The sequence below is a fragment of the Mesorhizobium sp. 131-2-1 genome, from assembly GCF_016756535.1.
In the GTDB taxonomy this organism is placed as follows: Bacteria; Pseudomonadota; Alphaproteobacteria; order Rhizobiales; family Rhizobiaceae; genus Mesorhizobium.
Genome location: NZ_AP023247.1, coordinates 1460592 through 1477341, shown reverse-complemented (window position 1 = coordinate 1477341; position 16750 = coordinate 1460592). Strand labels below are relative to the sequence as shown.

17 protein-coding genes and 1 tRNA gene are annotated in these 16750 nt (G+C 58.3%); 11 read left to right on the top strand and 7 right to left on the bottom strand.

The window, feature by feature from the left end; genetic code table 11:
* Positions 1 to 88 precede the first annotated feature (88 nt).
* The 4 genes from JG743_RS07240 (at position 89) to JG743_RS07230 (ending at position 3240) form a co-directional block, all read left to right on the top strand.
* Positions 89 to 1039 carry an acetyl-CoA carboxylase carboxyltransferase subunit alpha gene (locus tag JG743_RS07240; protein WP_202299118.1) on the top strand — a complete coding sequence of 317 codons (951 nt, stop codon included), beginning with the start codon at positions 89 to 91 and terminating at the stop codon, positions 1037 to 1039.
* 266 nt (positions 1040 to 1305) lie between these two features.
* A complete protein-coding gene (locus JG743_RS34570) occupies positions 1306 to 1440 on the top strand; it encodes a hypothetical protein (RefSeq protein WP_274608522.1) in 135 nt (44 codons plus the stop codon).
* 271 nt (positions 1441 to 1711) lie between these two features.
* Positions 1712 to 3001: a L,D-transpeptidase family protein gene (locus JG743_RS07235; RefSeq protein WP_202299117.1), complete on the top strand. Its 1290-nt coding sequence runs from the start codon at positions 1712 to 1714 to the stop codon at positions 2999 to 3001.
* Between the two features lie 2 nt (positions 3002 to 3003).
* Positions 3004 to 3240 (top strand): sulfurtransferase TusA family protein, encoded by a 237-nt coding sequence (locus JG743_RS07230; protein ID WP_202299116.1) that lies wholly within the window; start codon positions 3004 to 3006, stop codon positions 3238 to 3240.
* Positions 3241 to 3291: 51 nt separating this feature from the next.
* On the opposite strand, the gene JG743_RS07225 is transcribed toward JG743_RS07230, so the two are convergent.
* A complete protein-coding gene (locus tag JG743_RS07225) occupies positions 3292 to 4416 on the bottom strand; it encodes a CobW family GTP-binding protein (protein WP_202299115.1) in 1125 nt (374 codons plus the stop codon).
* 4 nt (positions 4417 to 4420) lie between these two features.
* Complete coding sequence (locus JG743_RS07220) at positions 4421 to 5593, bottom strand: D-alanyl-D-alanine carboxypeptidase family protein (RefSeq protein ID WP_202302489.1); 1173 nt, start codon at positions 5591 to 5593, stop codon at positions 4421 to 4423.
* 218 nt (positions 5594 to 5811) lie between these two features.
* Between JG743_RS07220 and JG743_RS07215 the strand changes: the two genes are divergently transcribed.
* Both JG743_RS07215 and JG743_RS07210 read left to right on the top strand, forming a co-directional pair.
* A complete protein-coding gene (locus JG743_RS07215; RefSeq protein ID WP_202299114.1) occupies positions 5812 to 6975 on the top strand; it encodes a M20 aminoacylase family protein in 1164 nt (387 codons plus the stop codon).
* Positions 6976 to 7069: 94 nt separating this feature from the next.
* Positions 7070 to 7146, top strand: a tRNA-Arg gene (locus tag JG743_RS07210).
* Positions 7147 to 7198: 52 nt separating this feature from the next.
* Here the strand turns inward: JG743_RS07210 and JG743_RS07205 are convergent.
* From JG743_RS07205 to JG743_RS07190, 4 genes are read right to left on the bottom strand one after another with little or no spacing between them, the layout of a single operon-like run.
* Positions 7199 to 8245 (bottom strand): site-specific integrase, encoded by a 1047-nt coding sequence (locus JG743_RS07205; RefSeq protein ID WP_202299113.1) that lies wholly within the window; start codon positions 8243 to 8245, stop codon positions 7199 to 7201.
* Positions 8242 to 8460: a hypothetical protein gene (locus JG743_RS07200; RefSeq protein WP_202299112.1), complete on the bottom strand. Its 219-nt coding sequence runs from the start codon at positions 8458 to 8460 to the stop codon at positions 8242 to 8244. The genes JG743_RS07205 and JG743_RS07200 overlap by 4 nt, the downstream gene beginning before the upstream one ends.
* Before the next feature lie 7 nt (positions 8461 to 8467).
* Complete coding sequence (locus JG743_RS07195) at positions 8468 to 9193, bottom strand: DUF3102 domain-containing protein (protein ID WP_202299111.1); 726 nt, start codon at positions 9191 to 9193, stop codon at positions 8468 to 8470.
* Positions 9194 to 9216: 23 nt separating this feature from the next.
* Positions 9217 to 9372 (bottom strand): FitA-like ribbon-helix-helix domain-containing protein, encoded by a 156-nt coding sequence (locus JG743_RS07190; RefSeq protein WP_202299110.1) that lies wholly within the window; start codon positions 9370 to 9372, stop codon positions 9217 to 9219.
* Between the two features lie 131 nt (positions 9373 to 9503).
* Between JG743_RS07190 and JG743_RS07185 the strand changes: the two genes are divergently transcribed.
* The 5 genes from JG743_RS07185 (at position 9504) to JG743_RS07165 (ending at position 15396) form a co-directional block, all read left to right on the top strand.
* On the top strand, positions 9504 to 9806 hold the full coding sequence (locus tag JG743_RS07185) for an Arc family DNA-binding protein (RefSeq protein ID WP_202299109.1): 303 nt from the start codon (positions 9504 to 9506) through the stop codon (positions 9804 to 9806).
* A gap of 64 nt (positions 9807 to 9870) precedes the next feature.
* Positions 9871 to 11241 (top strand): reverse transcriptase domain-containing protein, encoded by a 1371-nt coding sequence (locus JG743_RS07180; protein WP_244673177.1) that lies wholly within the window; start codon positions 9871 to 9873, stop codon positions 11239 to 11241.
* A 226-nt stretch (positions 11242 to 11467) separates the two neighbouring features.
* Positions 11468 to 12946, top strand: a complete 1479-nt coding sequence (locus JG743_RS07175) for a DGQHR domain-containing protein (protein WP_202299107.1) — start codon at positions 11468 to 11470, stop codon at positions 12944 to 12946.
* A complete protein-coding gene (locus JG743_RS07170) occupies positions 12943 to 14235 on the top strand; it encodes a hypothetical protein (RefSeq protein WP_202299106.1) in 1293 nt (430 codons plus the stop codon). Before JG743_RS07175 ends, JG743_RS07170 begins: the two co-directional genes overlap by 4 nt.
* A 33-nt stretch (positions 14236 to 14268) precedes the next feature.
* Positions 14269 to 15396, top strand: a complete 1128-nt coding sequence (locus tag JG743_RS07165) for a hypothetical protein (RefSeq protein WP_202299105.1) — start codon at positions 14269 to 14271, stop codon at positions 15394 to 15396.
* Between the two features lies 1 nt (position 15397).
* Here JG743_RS07165 and JG743_RS07160 read toward each other — a convergent pair whose 3' ends face one another.
* On the bottom strand, positions 15398 to 16630 hold the full coding sequence (locus JG743_RS07160; protein ID WP_202299104.1) for a DNA adenine methylase: 1233 nt from the start codon (positions 16628 to 16630) through the stop codon (positions 15398 to 15400).
* Between the last annotated feature and the right edge of the window lie 120 nt (positions 16631 to 16750).

Below are 16750 nucleotides of genomic sequence, written 5' to 3'. Positions count from 1 at the left end.
TATGTGAGGGCGACGTTCCTCCGCCCGGAGCCCCTGTTTTCGAGGGTTTCGCCAGCCATTGCCTTCCGAACTGTCGGTCCGCTCAAGAATGTACAACTACCTCGATTTCGAAAAGCCGGTGCAGGATCTCGAAGGCAAGATCCTGGAACTGAAGAAGCTTGCCGAGAACGGCGAGGCCGTCGATGTCGGCGACGAGATCAGCCGGCTGGAGAAGCGCTCGCGCGATGCGCTGCGCGAAGCCTACAAGGCGCTGACGCCCTGGCAGAAGGTGCAGGTGGCGCGCCATCCCGACAGGCCGCATTGCGTCGATTACATCAAGGGCCTGCTCAGCGATTTCACGCCGCTGGCCGGCGACCGCAATTTCGGCGAGGACCAGGCGATCGTCGGCGGCTTCGCCCGCTTCCGCGGCGAGCCGGTGGCGGTGATCGGCCAGGAGAAGGGCTCCGACACGGCGAGCCGCCTGAAGCACAATTTCGGCTCGGTGCGGCCGGAAGGCTACCGCAAGGCGGTGCGGCTGATGGAGCTTGCCGACCGCTTCAAGATCCCGCTTCTGACGCTGGTCGACACTGCCGGCGCCTATCCCGGCGTCGGCGCCGAGGAACGCGGCCAGGCCGAAGCGATTGCCCGCTCGACCTCGGCCTGTCTTGCCCTCAAGGTGCCGTCGATCTCAGTCGTGATCGGCGAAGGCGGTTCGGGCGGCGCCATCGCCATCGCCACCGCCAACCGGGTCTACATGCTGGAGCACGCCATCTACTCGGTGATCTCGCCGGAGGGCGCCGCCTCGATCCTTTGGCGTGACACCACCCGCTCCAAGGATGCGGCGACCAACATGAAGATCACCGCCCAGGATCTTTACGAAATGAAGATCATCGACGCTATCGTTCCCGAGCCGCTCGGCGGCGCCCATCGCGCGCCGGAGACGGTGATCGCCGCCACCGGCGACTTGATCGCCAGGACGATGAAGGATTTTGCCGGCGCCAACACCGATTTCCGCGAACAGCGCCGCGAGAAATACCTGGCGATGGGCCGAAGCCTCTAGGGCATGATGCCGAAAAGTGTGAAGTGGTTTTCGGACGACATCATGCTCTGTCTCTTTGATTTAGAAGCGGATTCAGATTTCGGATCGATTCGACCTGAAATCATCCGGCTCTAGGGCGGTTCACCGTTTCACGGAAACGCCGCTGAGACCAGTCCGTCGGTTGGGTGTTCCTGGGTAACGGCCTGGACCGTGGTTGGGGCTGGGTCGCCATAGACACCCTGCTTTAACGGCTGCCAACTAAGCTTTTCGTTTTGGGGGGATTTGAGATGAAGAAATACGAGAAACCTGCGCTGGTCAAAGCGGCCCGCCTGCAAGCGCTAACGGCTCAACAAGCGAGTTCCCAGCCGCCGGTGGACAACGGCAATGGCGATGGCAACAACGAGGGTGGCAGCATTACCTAGTCCCCATCAACTCCGGATCTGTCAAAACGTTTGATCGCCCTGGAAATGCGCCGGCCACCACACGGCAAAGTGGCGGCAGGGCACGATTCCGCCACAAAAATGCCGCTGCATTCGGCTCAATGGGATTGCCGCTATGGGTTGGCTCAGACTTGCGGTCGGGGCTTGCGGTAAGGAATTTTCAAGGTTAACGGGTTTACGGTCCGTGGGTGTTCAGCATGGCGGCCCGGCCATACCGGGGTGTTTGCCCGAGAGAAAAGACATAGCCGCACCGATGTTTGCCAAGCTTGCCCGCACCGGAGTCCTGATCGCCGCCATCGGCGTCGCCGGCTGCAACGATTCGTCGATGAAGGACTTCGCGCCGGAGGCCAACAAGCCGTTGCCGGACAAGATCCTGGCCGACATGAAGGCCAAGGGCATGGTCCGCACCTCTTCGGTGATGGCCCGCATCTTCAAGGAAGAGGGCAAGCTGGAGATCTGGAAGGCCAAGACCAATGGCCGCTACGAGATGGTGGCCAGCTACGACATCTGCAAATGGTCGGGCAAGCTCGGTCCCAAATACACCGAGGGCGACCGCCAGGCGCCGGAAGGTTTTTATACGGTTCGCCCTTCGCAGATGAACCCGCGCTCGAACTACCATCTGTCCTTCAATATCGGCTATCCCAACGCCTATGACCGCGCCAACGGCCGCACCGGCGCCAATTTGATGGTGCACGGCGCCTGCTCGTCGTCGGGCTGCTATTCGATGACCGATCCGCAGATCGAGCAGATCTACGCCTTCGGCCGCGATGCCTTCCAGGGTGGGCAGACCGAGTTCCAGATCCAGGCCTTTCCGTTCCGCATGACCGCCGCCAACATGGCGCGCTACCGCAACGACCCGAACTACGAGTTCTGGAAGATGCTGAAGGTCGGCTACGACAATTTCGAGATCACCAAGGTGCCGCCGAAGGTCGACGTCTGCGAAAAGCGCTACGTTTTCAACCAGGTGGCTCCTGAAGGCACGACCTTCGATCCGACCGGGCCCTGCCCCGCCACCACGCAGCCGGATTCGCTGAAGAGCGCCTACAACGCCTATCAAAGCAGCTATGACGCGGCCTTCAGCGGCGCCGTCAGGTCAAGCACGCCGGCGCCCAAGCCGACGATCGCCGGCATCAAGGAAGCCAGCATCGTTTCCGACTGGTCTAAGCGCCGCGCCCGTGGCGAGCGCGTGCCGATCGAGCCGCCGTCGCTCAATTCCGACGGCACGGTGACCGAGACGGCGCGCATGGGGCGTATCGATTCGCCGGCAGGCCGCAAGATGGCCGCGCTCGACGCCGAGAAGGAAGCCAAGCGCAAGGCCGAAGAACAGAGGCTCGCAGCCATCGAGGCTGCGAAAGCCGCCAAGGAGGCCGCCAAGGCCCAGGCACTGGCCGAAGCGGAAGCCGCCAAGCAGGCTGCCCAGCAGCCGGTCACCACCGCGGGCGTCGAGGCGGCCGCGCCGACGGCCGAAACGCAAGCGGCTGATGCTGGCGACGGCACGGTGACGAAACTGAAGAAAAAGCTGCTCGGCATGTTCGGCGGCTGAGCTTGGCCAAGCGCGTTTCCGTTTACGACCTCAAGGGGCTGAACTGCCCACTCCCCGTGCTCAAGGCGAAAAAGCGCCTGGCCGCGATGCGGCCGGGCAGCCTGGTCTGGCTGGAAACCACCGATCCGCTGGCGGTCATCGACATTCCGGCCTTCTGCTCGGACGCCGGCCATCAGCTCATCGAAACGGCCGCAGTGTCCGGCGGCCATCGCTTTCTGGTCGAGCGCGGCGCCGCCTGAGTTCGCGATCTCCGCTCCTTCCGCAAGCGGCGTTAGGAAATTCGCGACCGACTATCGCCGTCCGGCGATGGCCAGCGGATTGTCTTCCAGCGCTGCGCGGTCGGGCGTGTCGATCGACGGTCTGTTGGTGAAGGCGGCGAACAGCCGGCGGACATAATCCTGCGGCATATCGAGCGTGATCAGCACCAGCCTGGTGCCACGCTGGCCGTCCGGCCAAGCCGGCAGCCGCGCCGGCGGATGCAGGATCTTCTGCACGCCGTGGATGACCAGCGGCCGCGATGGATCTTCCATAAGCTCGATGACGCCCTTCATGCGCAACAGCTTCTCGCCATGCGTCGAGCGCAGCAGATCGAGGAACATCTCGATCGCCGAGAACGGCACCGGGCCGTCATGGACGAGCGAATGCGACCGCACGCGCGAATCGTGGCGGTGCCCGTGGTCGTGATGATGGTCGCCGTGATCGTGATGGCCATGATGATCGTCGTGATCATGATCATGGCCGGCCGCTTCGCCGAGCCAGCGCCGCACATCGGCGGATTTTGTTTCGGGGTTGTAGAGCCCGCAATCGAACAACGCCGCGGCACCGGTCGCACTGTTGCCGGCATCAAGCAGCGCGGCGCCCGGATTGAGCTGACGCAGCCGGACCCGCAACGCCGCAACATCGTCGGCATCGCTAGCGAGATCGGTCTTGGTCAGCACGATGCGGTCGGCGACCGCCGCCTGCTTCACCGCCTCGACATGGGCGTCGAGCGTCGCATTGCCGTTGACCGCATCGACCAGCGTGATGACGCCGTCGAGCCGGAAGGCCTGCACCAGCGCCGGATGCGCCATGATCGACTGCAGCACCGGCGCCGGATCGGCGAGCCCGGTGGTTTCAACGACGACGCGCGCCAGCCTGGCGATGCGGCCGGTCTGCAGCCGGTCGACGAGGTCGGCCAGCGTGTCGACCAGCTCGCCCCGCACCGTGCAGCACAGGCAGCCGTCGGAAAGCTGGATGATGCCGTCGGAAGCCTGCTCGACCAGCAGATGGTCGATTGCCACCTCGCCGAACTCGTTGATGATGACCGCCGTGTCGGTGAGCGCCGGGTCCTTGAGCAGCCGGTTGAGCAGCGTCGTCTTGCCGGCGCCGAGGAAGCCGGTGAGCACCGAGACCGGAATGGGGAAGCTGCCGCCCATCAGCCTAGTTCGCGACCTTGACCGGCTGGTCGCCCTGCGCGGCGGCCGCCGCCGTTCCCGTTGCCGCCGGTTCGGCGCCCGTCGGCGCCGGAATGTCGGGCCGCCAGCTCGGCAGCGGCACATCGGCATATTCCTGACCGGCCTGATCGAGCATTGCCTTCGGCGTCGGCCCGTCGGCGCCGCCGAGCCCTACGGCGACCAGGGTCGGGTGGTCGAGCTTGACCTGATAAGGCGACTTCGGCGCATCCTTGGTGGCAACGGCGGGAGCTGCTTCCGACTGCTCCGCCTTCGTCTTCTTCTTGCAGATCTCGTCATGCAAATCGTTGGGCGACAGCGTATCGCCATAGGACGGCAACGCGGCAAGCGTGGTCGAGCCGGCCGCCGGCGTGTCAAAGCCGCGGTCGAGCAGCTTGGCCGCCGTCTCGGCGCGGCTGACGGCCGATTTCTCGCCGAGCACCACGGCGACCAGCGTGCGTCCGTTGCGCGTTGCCGAGCCGATCATGTTGAAGCCCGACGAACAGACGAATCCGGTCTTCATGCCATCGGCGCCCGGATAGCGGCCGATCAGCAGATTGTAGTTGGGGAGGGCCTTCTTGCCGACGGCGAGCCCCTGGATGGAGAACCAAGGCGCGTATTGCGGGAATTCGCTGCGGATCGCCGTCACCAGCAGCGCGAGATCGCGCGCGGTCGTGTACTGATCCGGCGAAAAGAGCCCGTTCGGGTTGACGAAATGGGTTCCCGTCATGCCGAGACGCGCGGCCTCGGCGTTCATGCGGTCGGCAAAGGCGGCCTGCGAGCCGCCGATATTCTCGCCGACGGCCATGGCAATGTCGTTGGCCGATTTGACCAGCATCATCTTCAGCGCATTGTCGAGCCGCATCACCGAGCCCGGTTTGAAGCCCATCTTACTGGGCGGCTCGCCGGCCGAATGCTTGGTCACCTTGATCGGCGAATCGAGCGTGACCTCGCCGGCGGCGATCGCCCGGAACGTCACATAGGCGGTCATCAGCTTGGTCAGCGAGGCCGGATACCAGCGCTTGAAGGCGTCCTGGTGCTCGATGATCTTGCCGCTCGTCAGATCGAAAAGGATCACAGGATTGGCGCGCGCGGCGCCCACGAGCATCGGCAAGGCCAGCGCGCCGGCCAGCAATAGTTTGAGGAAATGCCCGTGCCGCATCATGGAATCCGAAATCGCCTCTTGCCGTAGTCGCCCCTGGCTCCGTAAGATTTCGTTACGCGATCGCCAGCATGGTGCGGCCCGGCCCTCGATTCCCCAGGCTGCATTGTTGCGGTGCTATTTACCCTATGTGACGTCAACATGGCAAAGCGCCTGGCAATCACAATTACAATGCAGCAGGCTGCAACTGGCTGCTCCAACGATGAAATGGGACCATCATGCCGATTTTGAACCGCGCCGCCGAGATGCAAGACGAGGTCGCCGGCTGGCGCCGCCACCTGCACCAAACGCCGGAGCTGAACTTCGATGTTTTCCAGACCGCCGCATTCGTGACCGGGAAGCTGAAGGAATTCGGTTGCGACGAGGTGGTGACGGGCCTTGGCAAGACCGGCGTCGTCGGCATCATCCGCGGCCGCAGCGGTGACGGCACGACGATCGGGCTGCGCGCCGACATGGACGCGCTGCCCATCAGCGAGATCACCGGCAAGCCCTATGCCTCGACCGTTCCCGGCAAGATGCACGCCTGCGGTCATGATGGCCACACGGCGATGCTGCTGGGTGCCGCCAAATATCTCTCCGAAACCCGCAATTTCACAGGCTCTGTCGCGGTCATCTTCCAGCCTGCCGAGGAAGGCGGCGGCGGCGGCAACGAGATGGTCAAGGACGGCATGATGGAGCGCTTCGGCATCTCCAAAGTATTCGGCATGCACAACATGCCAGGCCTGCCCGTCGGCCAGTTCGCCATCAGGCCAGGCCCGATCATGGCGGCGACGGCCGAATTCACCATCACCGTCAAGGGGCGCGGCGGCCACGCGGCGATGCCGCACGGCACCGTCGATCCGATCGTCATCACCAGCCAACTCGTCAGCGCGATGCAGACGATCGCCTCGCGCAGCACCGACCCGGTCGAGTCGGTGGTGGTGTCGGTGACGAAGTTCCACGCCGGCGACGCCTATAACGTCATTCCCGAGAGCGCCGAGATCGCCGGCACCGTGCGCTCGCTGAAGAAGGAGGTCGCCAAGAAGGCGGAGGAGCGCATCCGCGCCATCTGCGACGGGCTGGCCACCGCCTTCGGCGCCACGATCGAAGTCGACTACAATGCAAACTATCCCGTCACCTTCAACCATGCCGAAGAGACGGTCTTTGCCGCTGACGTCGCGGCCGATATCGCCGGCAATTCGCAGGTGTACCGCGCCATCCAGCCGGTGATGGGCGGCGAGGATTTCTCCTACATGCTGGAAGCGCGGCCGGGCGCCTTCATCTTCATCGGCAACGGCGACACGGCCGGCCTGCACCACCCGGCCTACGACTTCAACGACGAGGTCATTCCGCACGGCATGAGCTATTGGGTGAAGCTCGCGGAAACCGCACTGGCCGCCTGAGGCGAGTTGGGAGCGTTGGGAGACGGGGGGCTGATTTTGCATTCAGTCCGCCTCTTGGCGAACCGGTCCGAAGCGGCTATGTGTCGGGCCGCGTGGTCCCGTAGCTCAGTAGGATAGAGCGGCAGATTCCTAATCTGTAGGTCACAGGTTCGATTCCTGTCGGGATCACCATTCCCACCTAAGGTTCGTGTTTTTTCAATGGTTTAAGAACGGAACTGTCTAACTATTGGGTTAGGTTAGACAGTTTTTGTTCCTCATCCATTCCAAATGCCTGCCGAGCAAGGCGCTTCTGATCAACGGCTGCGGTGTATCTGGCAACCTCATTGTCGGTCTTGTGACCTGTAATCGCTTTGATCTGCTGATTGGTTTTGCCATCTTCTGCAAGCCGGCGTGATGCAGCCTTGCGCAGTCCGTGCGCCGAACACTGGGGAAGGCTCGCTTCGTCGCATCGGTCGCGAAACCAGTTGCCGAAACCATTGGACGTAAACGAGTTTCCCTTGGCGGTGACCAGGAACGTCAGATGCTCACGTGGCGTCTTGTCGAGTACGTTTGCAAGCGTAGGATGGATTGGAATAGTCAGGCGTGCATGCGTTTTCTGCTGACCTACGGCGATACCGTCTTGGGTCACGTGCTGCCAGCCCATTCCCACCACGTCCGACCGGCGTTGCGTCGTGTAGAGCAAAAGCGTCAACGCTAGTCTGGCCTTGGTGCCGATAGGATGGCGTTCCTCGAATTGCTCAATCTCAGCTTCGGTCCATGTGTGCCAGCCGTCGGTATGCTTGTTGAAGCCCTTCATCCCCAGTGCCGGATTGTCCTTCCGCATGCCGATGTCCACTGCAAACCCCATCAACTGCTTGATGCGATCTAGCAGATTATCCGCCGCGGCTGGTGTCCCGTGCATCGTTCCGATGATCGCCTTGAGGTGCTTGCGCTCAATAGCAGCAACACGTTTGTCGCCATGCTTATTGCGGAACCGCTCGATCACGTGCCGGTACTGCTTCCTCGTGCTGGGGGCGAGCTTTTTGAAATCCGCCGATCCATAGAACGCGACGATCAGCGCCGACATCGTTCCTGCGGCCACGAGGCTAGAACCAACAACTGCCGGGGCAGCGGTCTGTTGAAGGCATGCCTGGTATTCTTGCATGAAGGCGGGGGTCCACGGCACCGCCTTCAGATAGTACTCCGGCTGTCCTTTGCGCCGAAACCGAACGCGCATCTTGCCGTGCCGGTCGCGGAACTCGGATACATATTTAGGAAGGCGGCGCTTCATTGCTCCAACACCTCATCCCATTCGTTCTCATGGGCCTTTTGCACATCGCCCTTGCCGGTTTCGACAAAGAACGAGCCATCCGGGCGCGCCTTCACGCCCCTGACGGTAAGGCCAAGGCCCTGCACCGTCTTGAGAACCTTCTTGATGGCTACAGGGCTGAGCTTTCCCTTTTGCTTAGCTTGCATCTGCTTTTGGAGCATCTTTGCGAACTTCAACGCGGCCTCACGCTGCTGACTTTTGTGCGGCTATGGCTGCCTGAAGAAACGCTGCAGAGAGGCTAATACCGGCGATATTCGCCAACCGCATGAACTCTTGCAGGTTCTCCGGTGCAATTAATTGCACAAGCCTCTCTGCTGCCTTTTGACAGGATGATGGTTCGACGGATGTGTCTGGTGCTTTCGGGACCACTTCTCCCTCAATCTGTTTCGGGGGAGAGTGCAGTTTGACGGTCTTGGTCTTCCCCAGGGCGGCTTCGACCTGATCGGCAGTCAATCGCTTGTCGGATTTTGCAGCAGCGATAACCTTTGTCCTCACCTTTTGGCAAACACTCTTGGAAGCGAGCCGGTATATCGTCTGTGATGGCAGATAACTGACAACGTGGAACTCATCGCCAAAATGCTGCGCAACGCTCATGTAATTGTTGGCGGTTCGCTCCGACCACTCAAACTCGCTGGCTAACCAACTGAGGAACTGACCGTGGCCAAGGTCGTTTTTGATCGCCAAGAGCTTGCGACCATTGTCGAGGAACGCCTTTCCGACAGTCTCAAGATTGGCTTTGATCTCGGCTGCGATAAGTTCTGCTCTTTCACGAACGGCAGCGTCTTCGATCTGGCGATAGTCAAAGCCGGAATGCCCGGTGACCGCCGCCTTAGCGACCTTCTTGGCCTTGGCGCTGTTGAGATGGGCGGTCTTCGGCTTAGGCACTTTGGCTACAGTTTTGGTTTTCATGCGAAGTTCCGAACTGGGTTGGACTAGGCGACCTCAGGCTGATCCTCGTCGGCCTTGAGCACTGTCTTTAGGATGTTGAGAACTTCAGCGGCCATTGACCGGTCGTTACTTGAAGCACGAACGGCCAGTCGCTTCTTGAGGTCGGCGGGCAGACGGATTTTCAGGTCTGCGACAGGCATTGGCGAGGTCTCTCGTTTCAGAATGGACCCACAATAACCCCATTGGACCCGTTCAACAAGGGTCCTTTTGGGTCTTGGTGGGTCCGAAACGGTGTGATAGACAACCCACCATGATTGCGAGGACGGTTGGCATGCCGATGAAGCGAGCGGACCCACGAACAGACCCACAGCTGAAGTTGCGACTGCCTGTGGAACTGAAGGTGAGGATCGAAGCATGTGCGGAAGCAGCCATGCGCCCGCTAAGCAGTGAGATAATTCGTCGCCTGGAGTGGAGCTTCAGGGCCGAAGAGCAGGGACAGACCTTGGATGATGAAACCGTTGCATCTTCAATCGAACAGCGGCTGCATGAGGCTGAGCAACAGATTGAGTTCCTGAACGGGGCGATCTACGCGCTCACCAAACGGCTCACCAAGTTGGACGGGATCAAGGAATGAAAATCCGCAATTGAGTTGCGTTTTTCCGCCTGCTCCTCGTTGCGGCATCATTAATGTTTTGACCGTGAACGTCGTTACGCTCGGCCAAAAAAGCAATGACGAGGACGGCGTGGCCCAGAAGCCTCTATGGATCGGCAATATCCATTTTCCGCACGGCTGGGTGACGGACCAGACCGTCAAGGAAGTTCTGGCGCTCATCACCAAAGCGGCTAAACACCGAGAACACCTTCTCGCCAAATTGAAGACAGCGGGAAAGTCTTCGAAGGCATCGAATGCACAGGCTGCCTACCTTGGCTCCACACTTGTGCGGCTCGACGCTCTGATCCGTGCCGCCAAACGGCTCGACTACGACGAGAAACTGGAGGTGCCGCAATACGAGCAAATTGCCAGCCAGTTGAAGCTCTATCAGCCGATCAGCGAGCCGGTCCGGGTCTACCTCAAGAAGAAGTCGGGCAACGGGTATCGATACTTTTGTCATTTCGGCGTGCGCCATCAGGCCGCGCAGGCGCTCGTTGCTGACATGATCAACGCCCAGTTCCAGGCCAAGCCATTCCAGTACAATACGCGGGGACAGGGCGTAGCCGAAGCGGTGAAGAAAATCAGGCAATTATATGCCACGGGAAATGGCCATTTTGTGCGGCTGGACATCAAGAGCTTCTTTGACAGCTTCGATCACAAGGCTACCATGCAGGCGTTGCCGATAGCCAAAGACGTGACCGAACATGTGGCTTTAGGAAAGCACTACCAACTGCATGGCCAGAAGCTGAGTAAGGAGGAAACACCCCTACAGGAAACTCTCAATCAATATATATCTCTCATCGCCGAACACGGCTTGCCGCAGGGTTCGGCCTGCTCGCCAGCAATCGCCAATTTCTTCGTATCGAAGATCGAGCCGAAGCTGCCCAAGGGCGCAAGGTTCCTGAATTATGTGGACGATTTCCTGATTTTGGCGCAGTCGCCCGAGAGGGCTCAAAAGGCCAAGAACGCCCTGACATCCTCGATCGAGGAGATGTCGGTCGGTAAATTCGAGCTGCTGGAGAAATCCAGCGGCTCGTTACATTCTGAGGTCGAGTTTCTTGGGCACGTCTTTATCGGACAGCCAGATGGCACGTTCAAGGTAGCGGTTTCGCCAGCAAACGTGCACAAGATCATGGCTTGGACTGCTAAGGAGTACGAGAGTGTCACAGATAAATTCAAGGCAGATCAGGGTAAGGATTGGGTGTCGCTAAATGCTATGTCGGCAGCCGTCCGGTTTGCTCATCATATTATGTCGTGGTTAAGTACTTTCTCTCAAGCAGACGATGTTGGTAAGCACCAGAAGGAACTCTTCGAGCGGATCGCAACGTTTGCGCTGGCGACGGGGCAGGACACCGGAAAGATCGTGTCACTGGCCAAGAATATGCCGTTGAAAGATGTCGGCTCCTATTCTGGCTAGTGTCGCCTATTAAGACTTCACCTCACCGAGGTAGGCAAATTTTGAACCTCGATGAGTAACGTGCGTAAAAGAGATTATTCGTGATGGATGGGGACCCGAAATATACCCTGTTCAGTATTGCTTTAGGACTTCTGTCCATAGTCCGGTCAGTCGGAATGCGTGGTGGGATCTGGTAGGGGCGAAGATGGTTGAGATACCAGCAATTAGATTTCGGCAGTGGCTTCCCATGTGGGATGACTATCCAACATACGATGCGGAGAAGCAGCGAGCTAAGCCCGAGCCAGATGCCTACCTGTTTGCGTTGCCCGCTAGCCGATTGAGAGCGCTCAGCGGTGTCTTTCGCCGTCAACGAACTGCTACGGACGCAACAGGGTTGCAGCGCGGGCTCGAGGTGAGCCGGTCACACACAATCCGCGAGTATGTAAAATTCGGCTATCCCTATGGCGGATTGCCGGATCGTCAGCGTACGCCAAGCAACGAGAACTTGAAAAAGCCCGGATGGCTTCCGACAGCCATAGTAGTCAACATCCTCGCCCCCGGTGTGCAGCGAAGGGATCGTACTGTGGCCGTCGCTGATGCGGTGACAATCTCCGCCGACGATCCGGTAACCAGGATAACCTTACCGTATCAAGCGGACGATCCGACTTGGCGGCCCAGCGCCCTGCCCCCAATTGAAATCATCGATGGTCAGCACAGACTATGGGCCTTCGGTGAGGAGGAATTGGAGGGAGACTTCGAATTGCCGGTCGTTGCTTTTCACAATCTCGACATTGGCTGGCAAGCATACCTTTTCTGGGCGATCAATGTTTCGCCCAAAAAGATCAATCCAAGCCACGCATTTGACCTTTATCCCCTGCTCCGTACTCAGGACTGGCTTGAGGCTCAATCGGAGCTAAGAGTGTATCGCGAGGCGCGTGCCCAAGAACTCGCGGAAGTGCTTTTCACACATCCAGCTAGCCCCTGGCAAAATCGCATCAACATGCTGGGCGAAAAGCGCTCGGATGCTCCGCAGGACGCGAGGGTAACACAGGCCGGTTGGGTGAGAGCTCTCAGCGCGACCTTTCTCTCTCCCGGCGGAAGAGGGACAAACGGCCTGTTCAGTGTGGATATCCCGAACAGAGACCTAAACCGCGCTGGCCCGCTCCGCTGGTCCCGAGCCTTACAATCAGCAATTCTCATTGCGTTGTGGAAGGGAGTAGCAGCTGCTGTGGAGAACGGCGATGCAGAATGGATCCGGTCGTTCGCATCTGATCTCGAACTTGAACTTGGGCTTCGTCCCGCAGGTGTAGAAGCCTTCCTTGGCCCGTTCACAATGCTCAACCAGGAGCAAGGTGTACGAGCTGTCCTAGCAGTTGCAAACGATATCCTCTTTGCACTCGCGACGTCAAACCGTGATGACTTCGACATAGCTGACAGCTACAGCGCACCTGGGGAATTCGCGGATCAATCCACAATAACTCAGTTGATAGAAGACTTGGAGGGGACCCCGCTAGAGGCTCATATTGAGGCGCTGAGCAGGTCGATAGCGGAGTTCGATTGGCGGTCGTCTCAAATGCCCGAACTCTCTACGGAGCAGCGTTTGAGAGCTGCAGCCTTTAGAGGGTCCGGTGGATACGCACTATTGCGAGACGAGGTGCTTCGTTTCATCGCCCAACGTGATGGCGAACTGAAGCAGGTAGCTGCAAGGCTCGCAGGTGGTAGATGACGCTTTCCCCGGATGATTTGAACCGGCTTCAGCAATGCGGCAAAGCGGGGTTCGAGGCGTACATCAATAGGTTTGCAGCTGGCGGGTCTGGAGACTTCCTTAGCCAGGGACACCCTTTTCAAACTGGGATTGTTCTCGGCCAACCAGGAATTGTATCTGACAGAACAACCTTTCGCAATTTGGCTGCAGACCAGATCCAGGAGCTTACGTTCTCGCGTGGAATACTTCATTGCCTAGATGGATGGAGCTATTTGGCTCGGTCACTCGCAGCCTGCGCCGCTGGTGATCCGCACCGTGTGAGACATTTGGCTTACTACGCTGAGCTACGAGCCGCACTGGCGATGCTGGCGGTTCATGGCATTGGCGTATTTGATCGCTATTCCTGCGTGATCAGCGCTGGAGGTGCCGTTACTCATTTGGACGCTCAGTTTGGCACCCACACTGACACTTGGCTGATTTTACAGGCATGGGCTCAAAATCTGGCGGTGCGCAACAATGTTGCCGAAGCCATGACCTGTTTTGGTCACTCCATCTCGGACTGCCTAGCTGCGTTTTTTGCAAGTCCGGGGTTCAATTTTGTGGGGCAAGACCTCTTCGGTAAGTTAGGCTTCGACTTAGCGCAGGGAAGTAGGGATCGAAATACCAGGAACAGCTCAAGTTACGGCCCGACGTTTCTAACCAACATCTCGGTGGATCCAGGCCGAGAGGCGGAAGTTATTACCTCTTTCTGGCGAGCCTTCGCGCCAAACGAGGGCGATCTAGATCGTCATCTCCTCAGGATAGCTATTGAATTGGAAATCGCTGCAGTTGGCGGCGATCCAATTCACCTCAGAGAGCAGCAGTATCAATCTTTGCCCGACGATGTCAGGAGGCGGATATCCTTTGACTTTCTTGCTCGCCGCGTCGAGCCGGATGACCATATGATCATTCAACGAGCGTTGGATATCTCGGAACCAGCGCCGCACCTATCGGTAGTTTGTCGTTCGGCAATTCTGCTCCGAATTTCAACTCAATTGGTCGCAAGCTCATTTCGGGAGGTCGGTATCGATTTCTTCAACCACATGAGTTTCGTTTGGGAACGCGTTGGGCATGAGCGCGGTTTTTGGCCCCCAAATGCACCGCCAGCCTCGCTAAGTGACCTCTGGTTGCCGATAGAGTTAGCCGTAACTGATCTAGAGGCTGCATTGGGAGGGGGCTTTGATCGTGTGAGCTGGATCGAACGCCCATCAAGCGATCTCCCCCGCCTTACAGAGGCAGAGCGAGCGGGGCTATGGGCGCTGTCTGCGTAGTCGGCAGTGTGATGGTCAACAGGGTGGGCCGCGATGACTGATCTAACCAGGCTAAGTGTCTCGTTAACGAAACACGGCGCGCATAAGGTCCGTTCACTTCTAGAGAAGTTTCCGGTTGACGATGTTCTGAAAAACACTTGGGACAAACATAGCGGGATCAGAATTGACAGGGCTCAAGCTAGGAAAATTCTGTCTGCATTCGCTGGAGACAAACTCCCTGGGATCTGGGCCGAAGCAAAGCGCCGGGGGTCGGATACCCTTCGGCATCTTGTGTTCCTCGGGATCGCGTTTAGCCATCACACACTAATAGACGCGTTAGTAAATGGGGGCACCGCAGACGGAAAGGGGACCATCCTCAGGGCAGCCCTGGGGGGCGGCAAAGCGTTCACTAATTTCAAGAACGATCTCGAAGAACTAGGGCTTGCAACTGCAGCTCAAGTGAATTCCGTTGCTTACGATCTTCGCGGTCTGCTTGCCAATCCGCAACTTGGCGATCTCGCTGCGCAACTATTCTCGATAAAATTGAGTGAGGCGGGCTGGAACGGTTCGCCGTCACTGATTGACGAGTGTGTCCGCTTTAACTTCCACAAAGTGCTTTCTTGCTCGGAGGCGGATTTTCGCCGCTGGCTTACAATCTCCGGGAAAGTTGTCCCGCAGGACGACGAACTTCCCGACACTAAAGATGCAAATGAAGAGGCTATTTCGCCTTTCCGCTTCCATGCCGGGCATACCGACAGAAAGACCGGCACCATTGCAAGACGCAGCACTCGTGCCGCCTCTGCCCGACTGCTTCACAATGAGATCCAGTCGGTTTTATACGCTGTCCTTGTGGCTGCGCATGGAAAGGCCAATGTCGGAACCGAGCTGAGCACGGGTAGCTCGACTACTATCGATTTGGTCGTGAAGGTTGGCGTTACTTATGAATTTTATGAGATTAAAACATCTCCATCTATAAAAAAGTGCTTGCGCCAAGCTTTATCCCAACTTATCGAATACACTTACTGGCCGTCAGCCGCTCGCGCAACTAAGATGGTCGTAGCGTCGGAAGCTAGCATCACCAGGGATGGCGAACTCTACCTAAAACACCTCAGGTCGATTGGCATCCCAGTCTACTACAGGCAGGTGGATCGGTCCAAAAAAACTGTATCAAAGGAATATTAGATTAGCGTTGCATCGCTAGTAGAAGGGTTTCTTCTACGTCACGGTTGCGGTCAGCCTTCCTACCCATGGTCATGTGCCGGTGATCGCGTCTGAATATCTCGATATCATAGGCAGCGCCGAGTGCCAGATGAGCCAACTCAATCATCGTGTCCAGGTCCAGAAGCGCAGCGTTGCTGTAGCTTAGAACCAAATTAGCCCCGGATCCTCTAACGCCTTCAAACATGGTTGTAAAAGCGCCGCCCACCAAGCTACGGATGCTGAAGGGAGATTGGTGCCGCTCGTCTCTGTAGCGACCTTTGACAACTTCTCCGCGTTGTATTTGAAGGTCGGGGTAGTCATAGAGAACGAACGTCTCGATGGCGTGATAGAACCTGCTGTAATGAACAAAAGCATATGGGGGATCGGCGTAAACGGTTCCCCCATCCAATTTCTTCAAACAATCAGAGTAGTCGAGAACTGTAATTTCATGGGTTCGAGGCAAAACATTCTGCGTGTTCCATTCGATGATAGACCTCAGTTTTCTCTCAAAATAGGTGGCGACGGATTTCTGACGATAGATATTGATGTCTTTCATGGAGCTGACGGTTTTGGCGTCGCGGTACTGCGCATAGTGGCCTGTACCTTGTCCGGTATAGGCCATCGCGTGCATGACGCACGAGAGTAGTATGGCATGATCACCGTTTCCGATGCGATCGCGGGCTAACCAATCGTCCGCCACTGCCCGCAGCGCGTCAATCCACGCGCATTGCTGGGCGGACCACCACGTACCCGAGTAGCATCTCAAAAACAGGTGGTACTCGCTGTCAAAATGGTGATCGATGAGCTGCCTATTTCGGTCTTCGATCTTGTTGAATTCCTCCAAACTGGTGTGGGATGGATAGTCAAGCCCACTTGGAAGATCACGGATCGCTTCACCTACAAGCTTTTTCGCCTCCTTGAGAAAGAGTGCGAGATCAATTCCGCTCAGCGCGCCCGAGGCGGCGTGCAGGTAAATATGAGCGATCGTCTGGGAGTAGCTCTGGATGTCATTGGAGATGACATCAACCTGATTACCGATTGCGCCAGACAAACTACACGCACCTGCAAACAGGTCACATACTGGACCACCCCGATGCGCTCGTGAGATCCCGTCAACGACAAAGTCGATAATCCCCGCCTTCGAACCCATGTACTTGATGATTTGGGGGAAGGGTCGCGCAGAAAAAGTGGGGACTGGTCTGAGCAGATTGAGCACGGGGCCGCCGATCTAAAACGCATGTGGCTGATTGCCGCGAAGCAAATCACCCTTTGGACCGGGATATCACGATTTCACAGGAATGGCCCGATATCTGACCGATTGTCCACACCGGAAGCC

Excerpts from the sequence above, each read along its gene's own strand:
- JG743_RS07240 (WP_202299118.1), top strand. The coding sequence starts at position 89 with ATGTACAACTACCTCGATTTCGAAAAGCCGGTGCAGGATCTCGAAGGC.
- JG743_RS34570 (WP_274608522.1), top strand. The coding sequence starts at position 1,306 with ATGAAGAAATACGAGAAACCTGCGCTGGTCAAAGCGGCCCGCCTGCAA.
- JG743_RS07235 (WP_202299117.1), top strand. The coding sequence starts at position 1,712 with ATGTTTGCCAAGCTTGCCCGCACCGGAGTCCTGATCGCCGCCATCGGC.
- JG743_RS07225 (WP_202299115.1), bottom strand. The coding sequence starts at position 4,416 with ATGGGCGGCAGCTTCCCCATTCCGGTCTCGGTGCTCACCGGCTTCCTC.
- JG743_RS07220 (WP_202302489.1), bottom strand. The coding sequence starts at position 5,593 with ATGCGGCACGGGCATTTCCTCAAACTATTGCTGGCCGGCGCGCTGGCC.
- JG743_RS07215 (WP_202299114.1), top strand. The coding sequence starts at position 5,812 with ATGCCGATTTTGAACCGCGCCGCCGAGATGCAAGACGAGGTCGCCGGC.
- JG743_RS07205 (WP_202299113.1), bottom strand. The coding sequence starts at position 8,245 with ATGAAGCGCCGCCTTCCTAAATATGTATCCGAGTTCCGCGACCGGCAC.
- JG743_RS07195 (WP_202299111.1), bottom strand. The coding sequence starts at position 9,193 with ATGAAAACCAAAACTGTAGCCAAAGTGCCTAAGCCGAAGACCGCCCAT.
- JG743_RS07190 (WP_202299110.1), bottom strand. The coding sequence starts at position 9,372 with ATGCCTGTCGCAGACCTGAAAATCCGTCTGCCCGCCGACCTCAAGAAG.
- JG743_RS07185 (WP_202299109.1), top strand. The coding sequence starts at position 9,504 with ATGCCGATGAAGCGAGCGGACCCACGAACAGACCCACAGCTGAAGTTG.
- JG743_RS07175 (WP_202299107.1), top strand. The coding sequence starts at position 11,468 with ATGTGGGATGACTATCCAACATACGATGCGGAGAAGCAGCGAGCTAAG.
- JG743_RS07170 (WP_202299106.1), top strand. The coding sequence starts at position 12,943 with ATGACGCTTTCCCCGGATGATTTGAACCGGCTTCAGCAATGCGGCAAA.
- JG743_RS07165 (WP_202299105.1), top strand. The coding sequence starts at position 14,269 with ATGACTGATCTAACCAGGCTAAGTGTCTCGTTAACGAAACACGGCGCG.